The 16,769-nt window shown below is 41.0% G+C and carries 16 protein-coding genes and 2 pseudogenes; 5 read left to right on the forward strand and 13 right to left on the reverse strand.

Annotated features, from left to right (window positions below):
* Window positions 1-203 precede the first annotated feature (203 nt).
* Window positions 204-776, reverse strand: a complete 573-nt coding sequence (locus tag DS742_RS02545) for a hypothetical protein (protein ID WP_205692728.1) — start codon at window positions 774-776, stop codon at window positions 204-206.
* 104 nt (window positions 777-880) lie between these two features.
* On the opposite strand from DS742_RS02545, the pseudogene DS742_RS02550 reads away from it, so the two are divergent.
* From DS742_RS02550 to DS742_RS02560, 3 genes and pseudogenes are all read left to right on the forward strand, one after another.
* Window positions 881-1,014, forward strand: a pseudogene (locus tag DS742_RS02550) (2-iminoacetate synthase ThiH); the annotation flags it as partial.
* 198 nt (window positions 1,015-1,212) lie between these two features.
* Window positions 1,213-1,416, forward strand: coding sequence for a thiamine phosphate synthase (locus tag DS742_RS29860; RefSeq protein ID WP_341457592.1), 204 nt, complete (start codon window positions 1,213-1,215; stop codon window positions 1,414-1,416).
* A gap of 319 nt (window positions 1,417-1,735) precedes the next feature.
* Window positions 1,736-2,083 (forward strand): annotated as a pseudogene (locus DS742_RS02560) (Rrf2 family transcriptional regulator); the annotation flags it as partial.
* A 235-nt stretch (window positions 2,084-2,318) separates the two neighbouring features.
* On the opposite strand, the gene DS742_RS02565 reads toward DS742_RS02560, so the two are convergent.
* The 8 genes from DS742_RS02565 to DS742_RS02600 all read right to left on the reverse strand — a co-directional run bounded on the left by DS742_RS02565 (window position 2,319) and on the right by DS742_RS02600 (window position 10,859).
* Window positions 2,319-2,798 carry a DUF4489 domain-containing protein gene (locus tag DS742_RS02565; RefSeq protein ID WP_117415469.1) on the reverse strand — a complete coding sequence of 160 codons (480 nt, stop codon included), beginning with the start codon at window positions 2,796-2,798 and terminating at the stop codon, window positions 2,319-2,321.
* A 285-nt stretch (window positions 2,799-3,083) separates the two neighbouring features.
* Complete coding sequence (locus DS742_RS02570; protein ID WP_242996369.1) at window positions 3,084-4,628, reverse strand: LCP family protein; 1,545 nt, start codon at window positions 4,626-4,628, stop codon at window positions 3,084-3,086.
* 280 nt (window positions 4,629-4,908) lie between these two features.
* Window positions 4,909-5,769 (reverse strand): Cof-type HAD-IIB family hydrolase, encoded by an 861-nt coding sequence (locus DS742_RS02575; RefSeq protein WP_117415471.1) that lies wholly within the window; start codon window positions 5,767-5,769, stop codon window positions 4,909-4,911.
* Between the two features lie 6 nt (window positions 5,770-5,775).
* On the reverse strand, window positions 5,776-6,507 hold the full coding sequence (locus DS742_RS02580) for a glycerophosphodiester phosphodiesterase (RefSeq protein WP_117415472.1): 732 nt from the start codon (window positions 6,505-6,507) through the stop codon (window positions 5,776-5,778).
* Between the two features lie 25 nt (window positions 6,508-6,532).
* Window positions 6,533-7,930 (reverse strand): ABC transporter substrate-binding protein, encoded by a 1,398-nt coding sequence (locus tag DS742_RS02585; protein WP_117415473.1) that lies wholly within the window; start codon window positions 7,928-7,930, stop codon window positions 6,533-6,535.
* Window positions 7,931-7,972: 42 nt separating this feature from the next.
* A complete protein-coding gene (locus DS742_RS02590) occupies window positions 7,973-8,881 on the reverse strand; it encodes a carbohydrate ABC transporter permease (RefSeq protein WP_117415474.1) in 909 nt (302 codons plus the stop codon).
* Window positions 8,881-9,747 carry a carbohydrate ABC transporter permease gene (locus DS742_RS02595; protein ID WP_117415475.1) on the reverse strand — a complete coding sequence of 289 codons (867 nt, stop codon included), beginning with the start codon at window positions 9,745-9,747 and terminating at the stop codon, window positions 8,881-8,883. Before DS742_RS02595 ends, DS742_RS02590 begins: the two co-directional genes overlap by 1 nt.
* 11 nt (window positions 9,748-9,758) lie before the next feature.
* Complete coding sequence (locus DS742_RS02600; protein ID WP_117415476.1) at window positions 9,759-10,859, reverse strand: ABC transporter ATP-binding protein; 1,101 nt, start codon at window positions 10,857-10,859, stop codon at window positions 9,759-9,761.
* Between the two features lie 236 nt (window positions 10,860-11,095).
* Between DS742_RS02600 and DS742_RS02605 the strand changes: the two genes are divergently transcribed.
* Together DS742_RS02605 and glmS are read left to right on the forward strand one after the other, a co-directional pair.
* The gene (locus tag DS742_RS02605; RefSeq protein ID WP_147325717.1) at window positions 11,096-11,365 is read left to right on the forward strand and encodes a hypothetical protein; all 270 of its coding nucleotides are present in this window, start codon (window positions 11,096-11,098) and stop codon (window positions 11,363-11,365) included.
* The gene (gene glmS / locus DS742_RS02610; protein WP_117415478.1) at window positions 11,332-13,149 is read left to right on the forward strand and encodes a glutamine--fructose-6-phosphate transaminase (isomerizing); all 1,818 of its coding nucleotides are present in this window, start codon (window positions 11,332-11,334) and stop codon (window positions 13,147-13,149) included. Before DS742_RS02605 ends, glmS begins: the two co-directional genes overlap by 34 nt.
* Before the next feature lie 95 nt (window positions 13,150-13,244).
* Here glmS and DS742_RS02615 read toward each other — a convergent pair whose 3' ends face one another.
* From DS742_RS02615 to aroB, 4 genes are all read right to left on the reverse strand, one after another.
* Window positions 13,245-13,877 (reverse strand): cytidylate kinase-like family protein, encoded by a 633-nt coding sequence (locus DS742_RS02615; RefSeq protein ID WP_117415479.1) that lies wholly within the window; start codon window positions 13,875-13,877, stop codon window positions 13,245-13,247.
* A 147-nt stretch (window positions 13,878-14,024) separates the two neighbouring features.
* Entirely contained in the window at window positions 14,025-14,939 is a 915-nt protein-coding gene (locus tag DS742_RS02620) for an RluA family pseudouridine synthase (RefSeq protein ID WP_242996370.1), read from the reverse strand.
* Window positions 14,936-15,454, reverse strand: a complete 519-nt coding sequence (lspA, locus tag DS742_RS02625) for a signal peptidase II (RefSeq protein ID WP_117415481.1) — start codon at window positions 15,452-15,454, stop codon at window positions 14,936-14,938. Before lspA ends, DS742_RS02620 begins: the two co-directional genes overlap by 4 nt.
* 9 nt (window positions 15,455-15,463) lie before the next feature.
* Entirely contained in the window at window positions 15,464-16,552 is a 1,089-nt protein-coding gene (aroB, locus tag DS742_RS02630; protein WP_117415482.1) for a 3-dehydroquinate synthase, read from the reverse strand.
* Window positions 16,553-16,769: the final 217 nt, after the last annotated feature.

Raw genomic sequence — 16,769 nt, forward strand, 5'->3', positions numbered from 1 at the left:
TAATCAAGTAAACTGAAATTTTTTTGATAAGGATATGCAATTTCATTATAGGTATTAAAGACGGAGCTACTTATTATACAAAGCAGATAAATCCACGGGTATAAAATCGCCTCGTCTTTAAAATTGATATAAAATTTATTTGGCATCAAATGTGCTTTTCACTTTTATTCATAATCTAAGAACTTATAATGTTTTTAGATAAATTAAAGTACTATTGTAGATTCGTTATCTTTTACAGGAAGGTTATTATAATTCTCATCTTGGGCACCAACATCATTTTTAGGAGCTGTATCAGAAAAAACGGTCGCTGTACTCCCCTGGTCATCTGTTATTTGAAGCACTAAGACATAAGCAGAAGCATCCACCTGTACATTAGGGTACAAACCTGTTACCATGAGTTTAACTTCCACAGTACCATTTACTTCTTCAGAGCTGGACATCTCCTTTAGTGCCTCCTGTATTTCTTCCTTGTGAGTGGAAGCATTGGCTCCAAAAGTTAACCAACTCCAAAATCCACTCACTCCTCCACTGATCTTGTAGTCATTCACCATCTTATTATATTTCCTGGACGATTCCATATGTTTTAACGTAAAGCTAAAATTTCCTGACATTTCTGCATATGCTCCTGCTCCAGAAACCGATACTCCTACTCCCGAAAGACTCCCTTTTTTCTTTGTCACCTTCCAACCTGTAGTTGACGTCGAATCCATTGCTTTATTTCTTGGATCATTAAAAATCACCTCATGTTCAAATGGATGTAAAGCCATATATTCCATATCTTTAACCACCTTTCTTGTTTATAATATTATTAATATTAGCTCTTTAACTTAAATTATTCATAAATTTAAGTTTCATAACTCACAGGAAATAATTTTTGATGCATGCAGAAATGTCCCTTTCCTGTCCCAGACTTCGCCCCATCATTAATAATGAGAAAAAAATCCTATGGATGTGGATGAAAAGCAGCTTTGTCAGGTCATCTGTGCTTACCGCATTTTTCTGCCGTTTGTGGGAAATAGAAAAAATTGCTCTCAGCCATCCTGCCGGTATCAGCCTCCGGGAAAAGGACTTATCAGAGGTACAATACAGGAGTCTTGCAAAACAGGTCACTCAAATTTGTACAAAGCATCAGATTCCATGTGTACTTCATAGTTTTCTGCCATAGAGCTGAATGCGGAGGCGATACACCTTCCGCTTCCGAAAATGAGGGAAATGACCGATGTACAGAAGAGGCACTTTAAAATAATTGGTGTATCCTGTCATTCGGCAGAGGAGGCCAAGGAAGCTGAGATACTTGGCTGTACCTATATTATCGCCGGGCATATTTTTGCAACCAACTGCAAGAAGGGATTACCCTGGCGGGGTATCCGCTTCCTGGAATGTATCTGTACCAGTTTACGCGATCGGAGGGATTGAATGTAATAATGCCTGTTCTGTCAGTAAAGCAGGAGCCAAAGTAGCCTGTATCATGAGTGGGTTTATGACATGCGATGATGTAAAGTCGTTTTTGATGAGCTTTGAAGAAATGGAGGATCAGAAGCCATGTTGAGACCGACCGTGACGTCAATCACTAGCAATTTTTGTTTGCGTTCTTCTCTCCGCCGCCCTAATCGGGTGGCGAACTTATTGACCCGGACTGATTATTATAGGAGGATTGTCTACCTATAATACTAAATATCAGAAAATTGTGAATTGAGTACCTTTATTAGATAATACAACTCTTAGTACTGGTACTAATCCTGTCATAACCAGAAATCTGCTTAGTGACTTACAAAACGCTGGTCTTATTAGCATCACTCGTGGAGTGGGTGGGACACAACTAGGGAAACCACTTGATTCCATTTCCATTTACGATATTTTCGAAGCTACAGATGCAGATGAACTTAAGGATATCATTGCAATTCATACTAATCCTCATCCTGATTGTCCGGTTGGTTCTATCATTCAAAGTGTGTTGGAAGAACCTTATGGGCGCATTGGTGATGCAATCGCACAGGCAATGAAAAAAGAAATGCTTATTGATTTGATTCAAGATGTGAAAGAGAAAAGACCTGATTGGCTAGATGCAGTTAAACCTGATTAGTTTCCTTTGGTCGAATGGTGTGGCACGAGTGGAATGCTATTTTCTGATCTGGATCACATTATCGAGCAACAACCAAAGAACATCTTGATGATATCAAGAAACTATTGGTATTAAAATGAAAGATTTATAATGGATTTTTTAAATCCGGGAGGAAAATATATACAGTTCTATATTGCTGCTTATTAAATTATTGTAACTGTTGCTCTGGATATGCTCCCTGGCATTTTCAACTACATTATATATTGCTTACCGCTGTTGCAGACAGAATTGAATTTGAAATAATAGCTCCTGAAGTGGTAACTAAAGGAGTTACATCTACTGTATATGTGCAACACTCTTCTGTATTAAAATCACTATCACATACAAAAAATGAAAATGTTCCGACACTTACAAAATTTGAAATATTTGAAAAAATCCACCGTTGTCCAACAGGGATATTTTGAATCATATTGCTACAATGCCTGTTAATCTGAAATATTAAAAGTATTGAATCAGTTTGCGGCTCTATAAGAGTTATATTACATGCAAATTCAATCTTTATTATTTGATTGCATAAAGCAGAAATATTTAATGGTACGTTTATAATAGTAATTTGTGTATTAGAAGCACCTACTGGTATTGTCACTGTTCCAGTTGATACACATTTTAAAGTAACTGAGCTTTGCTTACAAAGTTCATTATCATAATGAAAATGACTTGGAGATAATAAACTCATACAAATAAACTCCTTTCAATATTTAACTTTATCTGCATACACAGAATATAGTAACAGCTATCTACAAGCTGGTGGTTAATATATATTACTCAATAAAATGTTGAAATGTTCCATTTATCACGTTAAAAGAACTTTTATTTTTAGACTAATTATCAAGTGCCAGTTAAATTAGTGTCATGCCTGGGCACACAATAAAGCGACATAGATTTCCATAAATATAGAAATATTCTATGCCGCTTATATAATATAACAGTAAAATTAAATATTCTCTGAAATTAATTAAATTTATACACCTGGGCCTGCGTTTGATTCTGGCTCGCTGGAAGCTTCTTCAGCTGAGGTTTTGTCAGAGCCGGCTGATTTCTTCGTTTCTGTTGTACCTTCTTTTGTATCCGGTATTTTTGCTCCAGGGCCAATCAGGCTTCCATCTTCATTGGTGGGGACTTCACCACTCTCCTGCTCTTTTGTTTCAGGTACTGTTGTTTCCTTAACTGTCTCTTTGGTCTCTTTGGTTTCTTCTGTTGTTTCAACTACAGCCTCTGTCGGTGCCTGAGTTGTCTCTGCCGGTGCATCAGAAGATTGTTTCTTCTTTTTACTGCTGGAACCGCCTCCGGAAGGAGCGTTTTTACCAGGTTCTGAAATACCGCTTTCTTTTGAAATTGATGCACTGATCTTCTTTACTGCTGAAGACGGAGCATAATTCTCCTGGCCGTAGAGAAACTGGTGCAGCTGCGCTACATTGCTCTCCAGTGTGGTTGGTATCACACAGTCCATTTTCCCAATCTTCATGGTAGTGCGTGAAAATGGGAAACCGACGGTTTCACCGATGTGATATTTGCTGATGCCTTTTCCAACAGCAAGAATATCATTCATGCCAACACTGGTGGAAATCTGCGGAAAAATAGCTGCTATCAGGGTTTTTCTTGTGGCAAAATCTGCATTCTTGGCCTTTTCCATCGCAAGATTTACAACTTTTCTCTGACGCTCGGTACGGTTAAAATCAGTATCCATCAGACGCAGCCTTGCATAAGCAACTGCCTGTACACCATCTAAGTGATTCATTCCCGCATGTTTCAGCTGATGAGAACCAACTCCGGTGGAATTCACTGTTTCTGTGATAAAACCGTTTATGTAAGCAAATTCCGGTTCTGTGATCTCCAGATCGATTCCACCCAGTATATTAATGGCATCTGCAACAGACTTCCAGTTAAAGGTTGCATAATCATCGATATTCAAATCCAGATTTTCGTTCAGTGCTTCTAACGCCTGCTTGTGGCCGCCCTTAAAGTAAGCTTCATTTATTTTATGATAGGTTCCCTTGCTGTTGATTTTTAAGTAAGTATCGCGGTATACAGATGCCAGTTTAATCTCACCAGTCTCCTTGTTGATATTGCATAGCATAACCACATCCGATAGCGCGCCCTTCTCTAAGTTACCATCTCTGGAATCCACACCAAAAACAGCAATGGTCCAATAGCCTTTCTGATGGGTCCGCTGATTAAAAAGAAGCAGGCCTGCAATCAGCAGCGCAGCAATAATAACCAGTTTAGCAATGATTTTGTGTTTCTTATGATGCCTTTTTTTCTTCTTGTTGTTCGTACCGGTCTGTTGACCGCTGTATCTGACACGGGGATTTCTTCCGTCACCCGTACTGTAATACGTTCTGTCACCATGTGAAGCTTGTATATGGTCCTGTGTCTGACCACTTCTTTCAGATGGATTCTGTCTGGGCTTCTCCCGCATTCTGCTGTTATCGTTTCTTCTTTTTCGAGCCCGCATACGGTCTAATTCATCCTCATTATCCATGACTCTGTCCTCAATCCTTTCCATGTCGTCTTAGACAACCCCACATATTTTATCAGAAAACCAAATCTTATTTCTTGCTTTTCTCTTAATTTTCTCAGTCAATCAATAATCTTTGAAAGATCAGATTAAAACTGAAATGGGGAAAGGATCTAATTTTCAGAAAAAGGAATGAGATGAATGTTGGCATAAAAAAGAGAATGAGGATTCAGATATGATATCAGATATGAGCTCAGATGTGATTTCAGACGGTTATACAATTAGATGCATTCACAATTTCATAAAATATATTATCAGGATCAGATTTTTAACCTGTTGCTAAGGCTGCATCTGATAAGACCAGAGTTTCAATGGCTGCCGCTACCCCATCCTCTTCATTGGATCTGGTGACCAGCCGGGCACTTTTCTTTATTTTCTCTGATCCGTTATCCATAGCGACCGTATAGCCCAACGGCAGAATGAGCATGGACAAATCATTCTCGCTGTCTCCCATGGCGAGGATCTCTCTGGGATGAATTTTTGTATTTATAGCATATTCAAGCAGTGCATTTCCTTTTTGGGCGTTAAAATGTGTCAATTCAAGATTGGTAGAGGCAGAGGAAGCAATGGATATTCCTTCTTCTTTTTCCAGGCAGGAACGGATATGTGCCAGAACTTCAGTGTCTTCATGTACGACTGACATTTTGTAAATGTCGGTTTCAGAATAAAGCAGATGCTCTTCCGATATAAACTGAAAGCGTTTCACAATGGTTTCAAAGGTATGTTCTTCGGAAACCATGGAAAGGAAAATTTTATTTTCAAAGCTTTCCTTAAATTCTTCCAGACTTGATGTTGTATAGCTTCCTTCATCAGTCATAAAATCATAAAGCACAGAGAACGGCCGGCAGATGGTCAGAATACGGCTAATCTGACTTTTTAACAGTGTCTGCTTGCGGATTTGCTCCCCTTTGGTGTTAAAAACAGCTGCACCATTCATACAGATGATATCACAGGATATGCCCGCCTCTTTTAAAGGAGCATAAGCATCTGCATAATTGCGTCCTGTACATACAACAAAATCAATATTTCTCCTGTTCAGAGCATGAACAGCAGCCTGGTTTTTTAAAGATATTTTTCCATAACGGTTTAAAAGTGTTCCATCCATATCGGAGGCTACTAATCGAATCATATATTTTTATCCTTTCTCATCTACTATTCTTCTTGCAACGTCAGGATAATTGGTAATTATGGCTCCAATCCCCTTCCCTGCTAAGTATTCCATAAAAACTTCATCATTTACAGTCCATACATGTAAAGGAATCTTACTCTTTTTGGATTCCCTGATCAGTTTTTCGGACCGCAGATTGTTTACAGATGGATGAAGGGCATCCGCCCCGATCATCCTTGCATAAGTGACTACATGAATCCAGCCGTCAGAATATAAAATCCCGGTTTTTGCTTTCGGATCCAGCTTTTTAATTTTTATTATGCTGGGATGATGGAAAGAGGAATAGATCACCCTCTCCTCCATCTCCATTTTTTTAACCAGCTTTAAAACTTTTTCTTCGATTCCCTTATACCGGTATATGCCGGTTTTCAGTTCGATATTAACAGTTAAATCAGTGGGTTTTAACAGCTTAAGAACTTCTTTTAACTCTGGTATGACAGCAGCGGAATATTCCGGGTGTGTTTTATTACACGAAAACTGTTTTAGTTCATCCATGGTAAAATCCTTTACATTGCCGGTACCATTGCAGGTACGGTCAATTGTTTCATCATGGATCACTGCCAGTTTTCCGTCTTTTGTCAGCTGCACATCCAGCTCCACTCCGTCTGCATGCTGTCTTACTGCCAGTTCAAATGCTTCCAGTGTGTTTTCCGGGGCATATGCACAAGCTCCCCTGTGAGCCCAAACCTTTGTTTTCATCTGCTAATATCCTTTCTGATGCCATTTATTTATTTAAGAGATTATAATCGGCGATGGATTTATTTATGCTTTCTGCCATCTTCTTAACTGCATCCTCTGGTGTGCCATTGTTATTAATCATATTTTCTATTTCTGTTTCTACTGTCTGCCTTGCTTCCGGAAATACACTTAACAGGGCGCCTGCTGACTGGGGTGTGGAATCATGAAGCTGATCAATGGCAGTCTGAAACTGAGGATACTTTGCAATATTATCCTTAAATACAGGTTCCTCATGAGCTGCAGTGGTGATGGGGAAATAGCCCGTCTGGGAATTCCAGAATGCCTGACTTTCCGGTGATACAAGGAATTTAACGAATTCCCATACCGCTTTCTGTTTACCGGCATCCTTATTATTTAACGCCCATAAAGAGCCACCGCCGATAGAAACGCCTCCCTTATCATCATCACTGACCTTAGGGAAATAAGCGGTTCCAACTTCAAATTTTCCATTTACATCATTTAAGATCTGCTTTAAGGATGCGGTTGAACCCAGTGTCATCGCAGATTTTCCGGAACTGAAATCAGCAAGTCCTGCATCTCCTCCTCTGCCGACGTTGGGAGCATATCCTTTGACCGATAATTCTTTCCAGGCAGTCAGTGTTTTTACACCGGCCCCATTTTTATCAAAATCAACTGCAGTGGCTGCTGATTCTCTTCCGTTTCCGTTATCTGCATAATGGGCCTGCTGTTTACAGGTAAACTGCTCAAAAAACCAGCCGTAGATACCCAGGGAAATTACTTCTCCGGCTCCGCCTTTTTTAACCAGATCATCTCCAACCCGTTCTATCCCGGGAAGGCTGTCGGGAACTTCTGTAATACCTGCCTTTTTAAACATGTCTTTGTTGTAGTAGAGAATGGGCGTAGAGGAGTTAAACGGCATGGAATACAGGGTGCCGTTTACTGTATAATATGCTGCAATATTGGGCTCTACCTGGGAAATGTCCCACTTATCCCCATCGATCAGCTGCTGCATCGGGACTACCCAGCCGGAATCTATCATAAACCTGGTTCCGATGTCGTAAATCTGAACGAGATCTGCTCCCATGTTACCGATCTGCGCACTTTTCAGCTTGTTAATGGCATCGTCATAGCTGCCCTGATACTGGGCCTCAACGGTGATTCCTGAAGTATTTTCCTTATTAAACTTTTCTACAAGCGCATCAATGGCTTCTCCATTGACACCTCCCATGGAGTGCCAGAATGTAATGGAAGTCTTTTGTGTATCTCCTTTCGTATCTGCGGCAACAGGAGCTGCGGTGGTTGTAACCTCTTCCTTTGTTTCAGATGCGGCGGTATTTCCGGATCCGGTCTGACTTGCACAGCCGGACAGCATTCCTGCAGCCATTAAAGCTGCCATACAAAAGGAAACTGCTCTCTTTTTCATGTTTGTCCTCCAAATTTTATGTAATATTTATTCTGAACCAGGTCAGCCTTTTACGGCACCTGAGAACATTCCTCTGATCAGCTGTTTCTGTCCTAAGATAAAGACGGAAATCGATGGTACGATAATCATGACTACTCCCGCAATCATCATGGAAATCGACTGGGAATCCACACTGTCCAGCATACCGATCCCAATCTGAACCGTTCTCATTTTATCGGAACCTGTAACAAGAAGCGGCCACAAATACATATTCCAGGCATTAATAAACGTATATACGGCCATGGCACCTATGGCAGATTTGGTAAGAGGTATCAGGATGCTGTAAATAAATCTTAAGTTAGAGCAGCCATCAATCCGGGCCGACTCATATAAGGAAATGGGAAAGGATTTATAAAACTGCCGGAATAAAAAGATTCCCATAGCAGAAGTCAGATAAGGAACAATTAAAACTTTATAGGTGTCAAGCCACTGAAATCCGCTTACCGTTAAGTAATTAGATATAATCGTAGCTTCTCCCGGTATCATCATGGTCGCCATTACAACCATAAACAGCAGATTTTTGCCTTTAAAATCCAGAAATGAAAAGGAAAAGGCAGCCAGGGAACAGGATAGGATCTGCCCTGCAGTAATGCAGCCTGCTACTACAAATGAATTAACAATAAAACGGGTTAAAGGTATCTTTACCGTTGCCTGACGAAAATTATCAAGTGTGGGTGTTGCCGGTATTAAGTTCATACTCGTTGTGAACAGCTCACTGGAAGGCATTAACGCAATGCTGACTGCGTATAAAAGCGGAAGCAGAAGAAACAGTGCCATAAGCAGATTCAGCCCCGTAAGAGCCAGTTTGGCGGCTCTGCGTCGAAACAAAGCTTTCTTTAACGCTTCTTTCTTAAGATTCTCAAGTTCCTCTCTGCTGATATCTTTTACAGCCCTGGAAATAACAGATTCCATCAATAGTGTACTCCTTTCTTTTCCAAACGAAACATACATAAAGTCAGAACCATAATGATGATAAACAGGATTACAGACTGGGCTGCCGCACTGCCGAAACGGTAATTGAAAAATGCATCCCGGTAAATGGAATAAACAATTAAATTTGTAGATTCCCCAGGACCTCCCATGGTTAATACCTTAACCTGGCCAAAGGACTGGAACGCCTGAATAATATTAACTACCAGGGTATAAAACAGTATCGGACTTAATCCGGGCAGAGTCAGCCGGAAGAACTTCTGAAATGAATTTGCACCGTCTACCGATGCCCGTTCATAAATGGTATCGTCAATATTGCTTAATCCGGCACTGAAATACAGGAAATTAATACCGCTGTTCAGCCATGCAGTTAAAAGTGCCACGCATACCAGCGCATACCTTGGATCACTGATCCAGTTAATATGTAATCCCAGGATCTTATTAACAATTCCGATGGACGGATGAAGCATAATTTTAAAGATCATGGCAGCGGAGCTTGAAGCTATTGCCATTGGAAGCGCATAGGCAGTACTGAATATCCGGATACCCGGAAATGACTGATTACACAATACAGCCGTAATCAGGCCAAGAAGCATGCTTACGCTTACAACGATCAGTACAAATACCGCTGTTACAAAAAGACTGTTAAAAAAAGATGATGAGCTTAAAAGCTCGGAATAATTTCCTGCACCGACAAACAGCTTTGCCTGCCCCATTTTATTTGTTTTAAAAAGACTTAAATAAATAGTTTTGAAAAATGGGAAAAATAAAAAAACTGCAAAAACTGCCATGGCTGGAGCGATATATGCATAAGGACTTAAATTTCTTGTAACTATTTTAAACTTCATAAGACTGCTCCTTAACGGTATAATATGTTTTCTTCTGTATCCATATCAAACAGCAGAATCCGGTTCATATCTGCAAAGATGGAAGCTTCTTTTCCTGCTTCTGACGGAAAATCCGGTTTCAGCCTTGCGCAGACCGGATTTCTGCCTATTTTTCCATGAAGAAGGATTTCTGATCCCAGAACTTCCTTTATCTCAACGTTCAGTTTAAGTTCCTGTTCCTTGGGTCCGGTTTCATGCAAATCTTCCGGGCGGATTCCAAGATATACTCTTCTGCCCAGATAATCACCATCAATGAGCCGTTTCGCACATTCTTCATTTACAAACAGTCTGTTTTTGGAAAATTCCACACAGATCCGGTCTTCTCTCCTCTCCACCCAGACAGGAATGAAATTCATGGAAGGGGAGCCGATAAAGCCCGCCACAAACTTATTTATCGGATTTTGATAGAGAACTTTGGGTTCTGCCGCCTGTAACATCACTCCGGAATTCATGACCACAATTCTGGTTCCCAGTGTCATCGCCTCCACCTGGTCATGAGTTACGTAAATAATGGTTGCCCCCAGCTCTTTGTGTATCTTGGATAATTCTACCCGCATCTGTGTCCTCAGCTTCGCATCCAGATTGGACAGCGGCTCATCCATTAAATAAGCTTTTGGCTCACGGACTATGGCGCTTCCGATTGCGACTCTCTGCTTTTGTCCGCCCGATAAAGCATGGGGCTTCCGGTCCAGTAAGTGGCTGATGCACAAAACATCTGCCGCGTTTCTCACTCGTTTATCAATTTCTGTTTTCATAACATTCCGTACTCTTAAACTAAATGCCATATTCTCATAAACAGTCAGGTGGGGATAAAGAGCATAGGACTGAAATACCATGGATAAATCCCTTTTCTGTGGAGCTGTCAGATTCATCAGCGTTCCGTCTATCCATAACTCCCCGGAGGATATCTCTTCAAGCCCCGCAATCATCCGCAGAGTGGTGGATTTTCCGCAGCCGGAGGGACCCACCAGGATCAAAAACTCCTGATCTTTTATATCCAGATTAAAATCTTTCACCGCAACCTGGCCATTTTTAAATGTCTTGCATACATTTACCAAAGATAGACTTGCCATATAAATCTGCTTCCTTTCTTATATCCTGTCTCTATTTTAGAGAACGGATGTAAAATGAAAAAGAATCTTTTAGTAAAATGGATGTAAATCATGGTATTGACGCACAAAGAAAGAAAAGTTATAATAAACTAAATTTATGAAGGAGGCATAAATACAAATAGCAAAGCTAAGCGCCATGCACCTGAGGATACGATCGTGAGCGTTTTCTTAAGAAAACGGTATCCAGGGTTAACGAGGTGAAGGGTGATCGAAAATTCGGCGGATGCCCTTCCATGCCAGCCGGGCGTGTATCCAGTGTGAAATATGCAGGTAACTGCAAAACAACCATTCTGGAACCGGTACATGCAGGAAAAAATTGGGTAGACAAAAATGCTGTCCGTTTTACAAACGATAGAAGACAGCTTGTTTTTGTGTGCATATTTTACAAAATCAGAACAGAAAACTATAAAACGAAAATTAAGGAGATTTTATTATGTGTGGAATCATTGGATATACCGGACCTTTAGACTCGAAGAAAATACTGCTGGAAGGACTTTCCCAGCTGGAATACCGCGGATACGACAGTGCAGGAATCGCACTGTGCATGGAAAATTCCAGAATCCATTTAGTCCGTCATACGGGAAAAGTCTCTAATTTAAAAAAGGGCTGCGAGGAAATAAACCAGGTATCCCACTGCGGACTGGGACACACCAGATGGGCAACTCACGGAGGTGTCACTACGGAAAATACCCACCCCCACAGAGCAGGACGTGTCATTCTGGTTCACAATGGCATTATTGAAAACTACCATCAGCTTACCACTGAATTTCACCTGGAAGGAAAGCTGCTTTCTGAAACAGACAGTGAAGTGGCTGCCTGGGTTCTTGAAAGTCTTTATGACGGGGACCCTGTAAAAGCCATTGCAGAGCTGGTCAAACATTTAAAGGGGTCTTACAGCTTCTGTATGATGTTTGAAGATCACCCGGGTGAAATCTATGCGATCCGGAATGTAAGCCCTCTTGTGGCTGCATATACCCACTCTGGTTCATTTGTAGCATCGGATTTAACAGCACTGATTCCTTATACCAGACAATATTTTGTAGTTCCGGAAGACCATATTTTAAGACTCACCTCCTACAAGGTACATTTATATGGCTTGGATTTAAAGGAGCTGGAACCGGAAATCCTGGAAGTGAACTGGAATATGGATGCTGCCATGAAGAATGGATTTCCACATTTTATGCTGAAAGAGATTCATGAACAGCCGGACGCTTTAAAAAACACGATTTTACCCCGCCTTGCAAAAGGCCTGCCTGATTTTACAGATGACCTGATACCTGATTTCGTATTTGAAGACTGTGACCAGGTTCATATTGTTGCCTGCGGTACTGCCATGCATGCAGGAATGGCTGCAAGAGCCTTAATGGAACCTCTTCTTCGAATTCCGGTCACGGTTTCCATCGCATCGGAATTCCGGTATGAAGATCCCCTGGTGAATGACAGAACCATAGTTATTATAATCTCCCAGTCCGGTGAGACAATCGATACTCTGGCTGCACTTCGTCTGGCAAAAAGTTATGGTTCTAAGACACTTTCCGTTGTTAATGTAAAGGGCTCTACCATAGCCAGAGAAAGCGATTATGTACTTTATACCCATGCAGGCCCTGAGATTGCAGTAGCCAGTACCAAAGCTTATTCCGTTCAGCTGGCTGCCCTCTATATGGTGTGCTGCCGTATGGCCCTTGTAAGAGGCAAATACAGCGTAGAGGAAGCGGAAGATTTCATGAAGAAGCTGCTTGATTCCATTCCCGCCATGGAAGCCATGATCGAAAAAAAAGATACGGTGAAAGCTCTTGTAACACATTTAATTAATAAACCGGATGCATTTTTCATTGGACGGGGACTTGATTACGCCTTCTCTCTAGAGGGCGCATTAAAGCTGAAGGAAATTTCTTATATTCATGCGGAAGCCTACGCAGCCGGAGAATTAAAGCATGGAACCATCGCCCTTATTACACAGGAGGTGCCGGTGATTGCCATAGCCACTCAGGAAAATGTTTTTTCAAAGACTATCTCCAATATCAGGGAAGTAAAGGCAAGAGGTGCATTTGTAATTCTTCTTACAAAGGAAAGTTTAAATGTAGACCCGGGCATCGCGGATATCCAGATTAATATACCTGATATCGGAGACCGTTTCACAGTATTTCCCATTGCAGTAGTTTTACAGCTCATCGCTTATTACGCATCAGTGGGAAAGAATTTAGATGTGGATCAGCCAAGGAATCTGGCCAAATCAGTAACTGTAGAATAATATCAGAATCTTAACTTGATTTAATACTACAAAAACCATATAATGTTAACGGACATTTCCTTTTTTAAAGAAATGTCCGTTAACCCAATCAATTATTATTTTTTTCTCTGCATTTTCACATCAATATACTTGAGTATGATATCAACTGCTCCGTCTTCTCCAACCCGGCTGCGGTTGATGCATAGATCATAGCTTCTTACATCTCCCCACTTTTTATTGGAATAGTAGTTATAATAGCTGGAACGCTTTTTATCTGTTTTGACCATGACTTCCTTGGCCTTTGCATCGTCAATCTGATACAGTTCTTTTAATGACTGGATCTTATCCTTATCATCTGCAGTAATAAATACCGAAACAAGATTGGGATTATCTGCCAGTGCGTAGTCCGCACATCTTCCTACAATGACACAGGACTCTTCCTCTGCCAGTTTCTTAATTGTATCAAACTGTGCCAGGAAAATCTTGTGATTAATGGGCATATCCATATAACCGGAACTTGATAATCCAACATTATATGTATCCATAACAAGAGAATATAAAAAGCTGTTGGTTGGCTTTTCATCATGACTCTGAAATAACTCCTCACATAAACCACTGTTTTTCGCAGCCAGAGCCAGTAATTCTTTATCATAGCATTTGATACCAAGCGCTTTTGCCAGCTTCTCACCAATGATCTTACCAGAACTTCCGCATTGTCTTCCAATTGCAATCACTAAGTTTTCACTCATATTGATCACTCCTTCCAGTTCTCTTATACTATTATTATACAACTAAATTTCTGAAAAATCCATATTTTATTCCATATTTAACAGTTATTTATGTCCAGATTTTTTATCATTTCCATTATGAGCACAAAAAAGCCACCTGGATTTGATCTAGGTGGCGCGTAATTTTCTCAGTAAATCTTCAAAATAATCCGGTAAAGGTGCATGAAACTCCATATATTCTCCTGTAGCCGGGTGCGTAATACCCAATACTCCTGCATGCAGAGTCTGCCCTGTCAGCTTGTAAGGACTCTTTTGAGGACCATAAACGAAATCTCCTAAAAGCGGATGACCGATGCTGGCCATATGAACGCGGATCTGGTGTGTCCGTCCCGTCTCCAGCTGGCATTCCACATAGGTAAACTGCTTAAAACGCTCTAAAACACGAAAATGAGTAATTGCTTCTCTTCCATTCTTTTCATTCACACTCATCTTCTTCCGGTCTATGGGATGGCGGCCGATGGGTGCGTTGACCGTGCCTTCCTCTTCTTTCAGGACACCATGTACAATTGCGTAATATTTTCTCGTAATTGAATGGTCTTTCAGCTGCCGGGCAATTACATTATGGGCGTTGTCATTTTTGCAGACAATTAATACACCTGTAGTATCCATATCTATGCGGTGAACAATGCCAGGACGCATAACCCCGTTAATTCCTGATAAATCATCACGGCAATGGGCCATCAATGCATTCACCAGTGTGCCGCTGTAATGGCCGGCGGCCGGGTGAACCACCATGCCTTTTGGCTTATTAATAAGAATAATGTCCATATCCTCATAAAGAATATCAAGATCCATCTCTTCCGGTTCAATCTCAGGCTCAACCGCATCAGGAACCGTTAACTGTATCCTGTCGCCGGCGCAGACTTTATAATTACTCTTTACCGGTTTTTCACCTACCAGAACCATCTCATCCTTTAGAAGCTTTTGTAAATAGGACCTGGAGATCTCCTGGTTACGGTCACTTAAATACTTGTCTATGCGGATTCCTGCTTCGCCTGTTTCCACAAAATATTCCTGATTCAAGCCTGTTCCCCCTTCTTTTTTAAAGACAGGCATTGTAAGTCTTCTTCCTTATAGTAAAACAAAAATAAGAGCAGAAAAAAGAACATGGAAACAGTAACATAACAGTCAGCCACATTAAATATAGGAAAGTCAATTAATTTAAAATATAAAAAGTCTACCACGTAGCCCCTTGTGAACCGGTCTATCATATTACCCACCGCACCTGCTGATAAAAACATGGCAATTAAATGTAACGGCAGATATTTTCTGGTGGCTGGCATCCGGCTGACGCAATAAACGGCACAAACTAATACCAATACAGCAATCAGCAGAAAAAAGTACTGTTTTCCCTGCAGCATACCGAAAGCCGCCCCACGGTTTTCCGAATAATAAAATTCAAAAATACCGTTCCACAAGGAATAGGGCTTCTGGCCCATTAAATGTCTGACTGCAAGTAATTTCGTCCATTGATCCAATCCTATGGCACAAAAAAAGCCGATCAACATTCCAATGATTAAATTTGTTTTTTGTTTCATGAGTTCTCCTTAAGCTAAAATCCGGGCAAGCCCTTCTGTCATTTCCTCTTCGGTAACTGTTTTATCAACATAGGCTTTTCCAATCTGCTCCAATAAGACAAAGCGGATAGCTCCCGAATCCATTTTTTTATCACTCTTCGTAGTTTTTACTATTTCAACCGGAGATAATCCAGTTACTGTAACCGGCATGTGATAACGTTTCATCACTTCTAAAAGTACAGGAATCTGGTCTTCATTGATAAATCCTCTTTTCACAGAGATTGCCATAGCCGCAATGCACCCAAGGCCGACGCAATGTCCATGCAGGAGGCTGAAATCAGACAGCTTCTCAATGGCATGCCCCAATGTATGCCCCAGATTTAAAAGCGCACGTTCTCCCTGCTCGGTGGGATCCTTTTCCACCACGTCACGCTTGATCCGGTTGCTGACTGTAACCATCTCACTTAATATATCCAGATTACGGTTTTGTATTTCACTGCTATGATCAGACAGCCACCGATAATAGGAAACATCCCGAATCAGGCCGTGCTTAATAACCTCTCCCATGCCGGAAGAAAACTGCTCCTCGGATAATGTTTTTAAGGTAGCGATGTTGGTATAAACCAGCTTTGGCATATGAAACGCACCAACCATGTTTTTATAGGCGTCAAAATCAACACCTGTTTTTCCCCCGATGCTAGAATCCACCTGTGAAAGGAGTGTGGTCGGCACCTGAATAAAGGAAATTCCCCTCAGATAAGTGGCCGCTGCGTATCCGCAAAGATCACCCACAACCCCGCCGCCTAATGCAAGCAGATAATCGTGTCTGTCAAACTGTTTAACAATGAGAGTCTCATATAAATCCCGCACTGTATTCAGATTTTTATGCTCTTCTCCTGCAGGGAAAATAAAGTGTTCTGTTTTATGAAAACAGCCGGAAATAATCTGTTCAAACTCATTCAGATAAAGAGGCGCTACGTTAGTATCTGTAACGATACAGACTTTACGCTCCCCTAAATCCATTTTAGCCAGTTCTTCCTTTACTCCTTCAAACGAAGCTTCCATCACTATGTCGTAAATAAAGGTACCATCCATATGTACCGGCATTCTGCTTCCCATGCTGCTATTCCTCCACTTCGTCTTATCATTATCCTCTATTATGGAACACCCTTCGGGCACCCCTCTATGTCCAAAAAGCGTGGACAATAATATGGAACACCCTTCGGGCACCCCTCTATGTCCAAAAAGCGTGGACAATAATAAGGAAGAAAGCAAACAATTTTCCCTGCACTTCTTTTTTTATTAATTGTTACAAAAAAGAAGCTGCTGATATGGA

The sequence above is a fragment of the Lacrimispora amygdalina genome (assembly GCF_003432035.1).
Taxonomy (GTDB): Bacteria; Bacillota; Clostridia; order Lachnospirales; family Lachnospiraceae; genus Lacrimispora; species Lacrimispora amygdalina.

Excerpts from the sequence above, each read along its gene's own strand:
- DS742_RS02570 (WP_242996369.1), bottom strand. The coding sequence starts at position 4,628 with ATGGAAAGGATTGAGGACAGAGTCATGGATAATGAGGATGAATTAGAC.
- DS742_RS29860 (WP_341457592.1), top strand. The coding sequence starts at position 1,213 with ATGACCGATGTACAGAAGAGGCACTTTAAAATAATTGGTGTATCCTGT.
- DS742_RS02615 (WP_117415479.1), bottom strand. The coding sequence starts at position 13,877 with ATGAGTGAAAACTTAGTGATTGCAATTGGAAGACAATGCGGAAGTTCT.
- DS742_RS02545 (WP_205692728.1), bottom strand. The coding sequence starts at position 776 with ATGGAATATATGGCTTTACATCCATTTGAACATGAGGTGATTTTTAAT.
- DS742_RS02585 (WP_117415473.1), bottom strand. The coding sequence starts at position 7,930 with ATGAAAAAGAGAGCAGTTTCCTTTTGTATGGCAGCTTTAATGGCTGCA.
- DS742_RS02575 (WP_117415471.1), bottom strand. The coding sequence starts at position 5,769 with ATGATTCGATTAGTAGCCTCCGATATGGATGGAACACTTTTAAACCGT.
- aroB (WP_117415482.1), bottom strand. The coding sequence starts at position 16,552 with ATGGGAAGCAGAATGCCGGTACATATGGATGGTACCTTTATTTACGAC.
- DS742_RS02590 (WP_117415474.1), bottom strand. The coding sequence starts at position 8,881 with ATGGAATCTGTTATTTCCAGGGCTGTAAAAGATATCAGCAGAGAGGAA.
- DS742_RS02595 (WP_117415475.1), bottom strand. The coding sequence starts at position 9,747 with ATGAAGTTTAAAATAGTTACAAGAAATTTAAGTCCTTATGCATATATC.
- DS742_RS02580 (WP_117415472.1), bottom strand. The coding sequence starts at position 6,507 with ATGAAAACAAAGGTTTGGGCTCACAGGGGAGCTTGTGCATATGCCCCG.
- glmS (WP_117415478.1), top strand. The coding sequence starts at position 11,332 with ATGTGTGGAATCATTGGATATACCGGACCTTTAGACTCGAAGAAAATA.
- lspA (WP_117415481.1), bottom strand. The coding sequence starts at position 15,454 with ATGAAACAAAAAACAAATTTAATCATTGGAATGTTGATCGGCTTTTTT.
- DS742_RS02565 (WP_117415469.1), bottom strand. The coding sequence starts at position 2,798 with ATGAGTTTATTATCTCCAAGTCATTTTCATTATGATAATGAACTTTGT.
- DS742_RS02600 (WP_117415476.1), bottom strand. The coding sequence starts at position 10,859 with ATGGCAAGTCTATCTTTGGTAAATGTATGCAAGACATTTAAAAATGGC.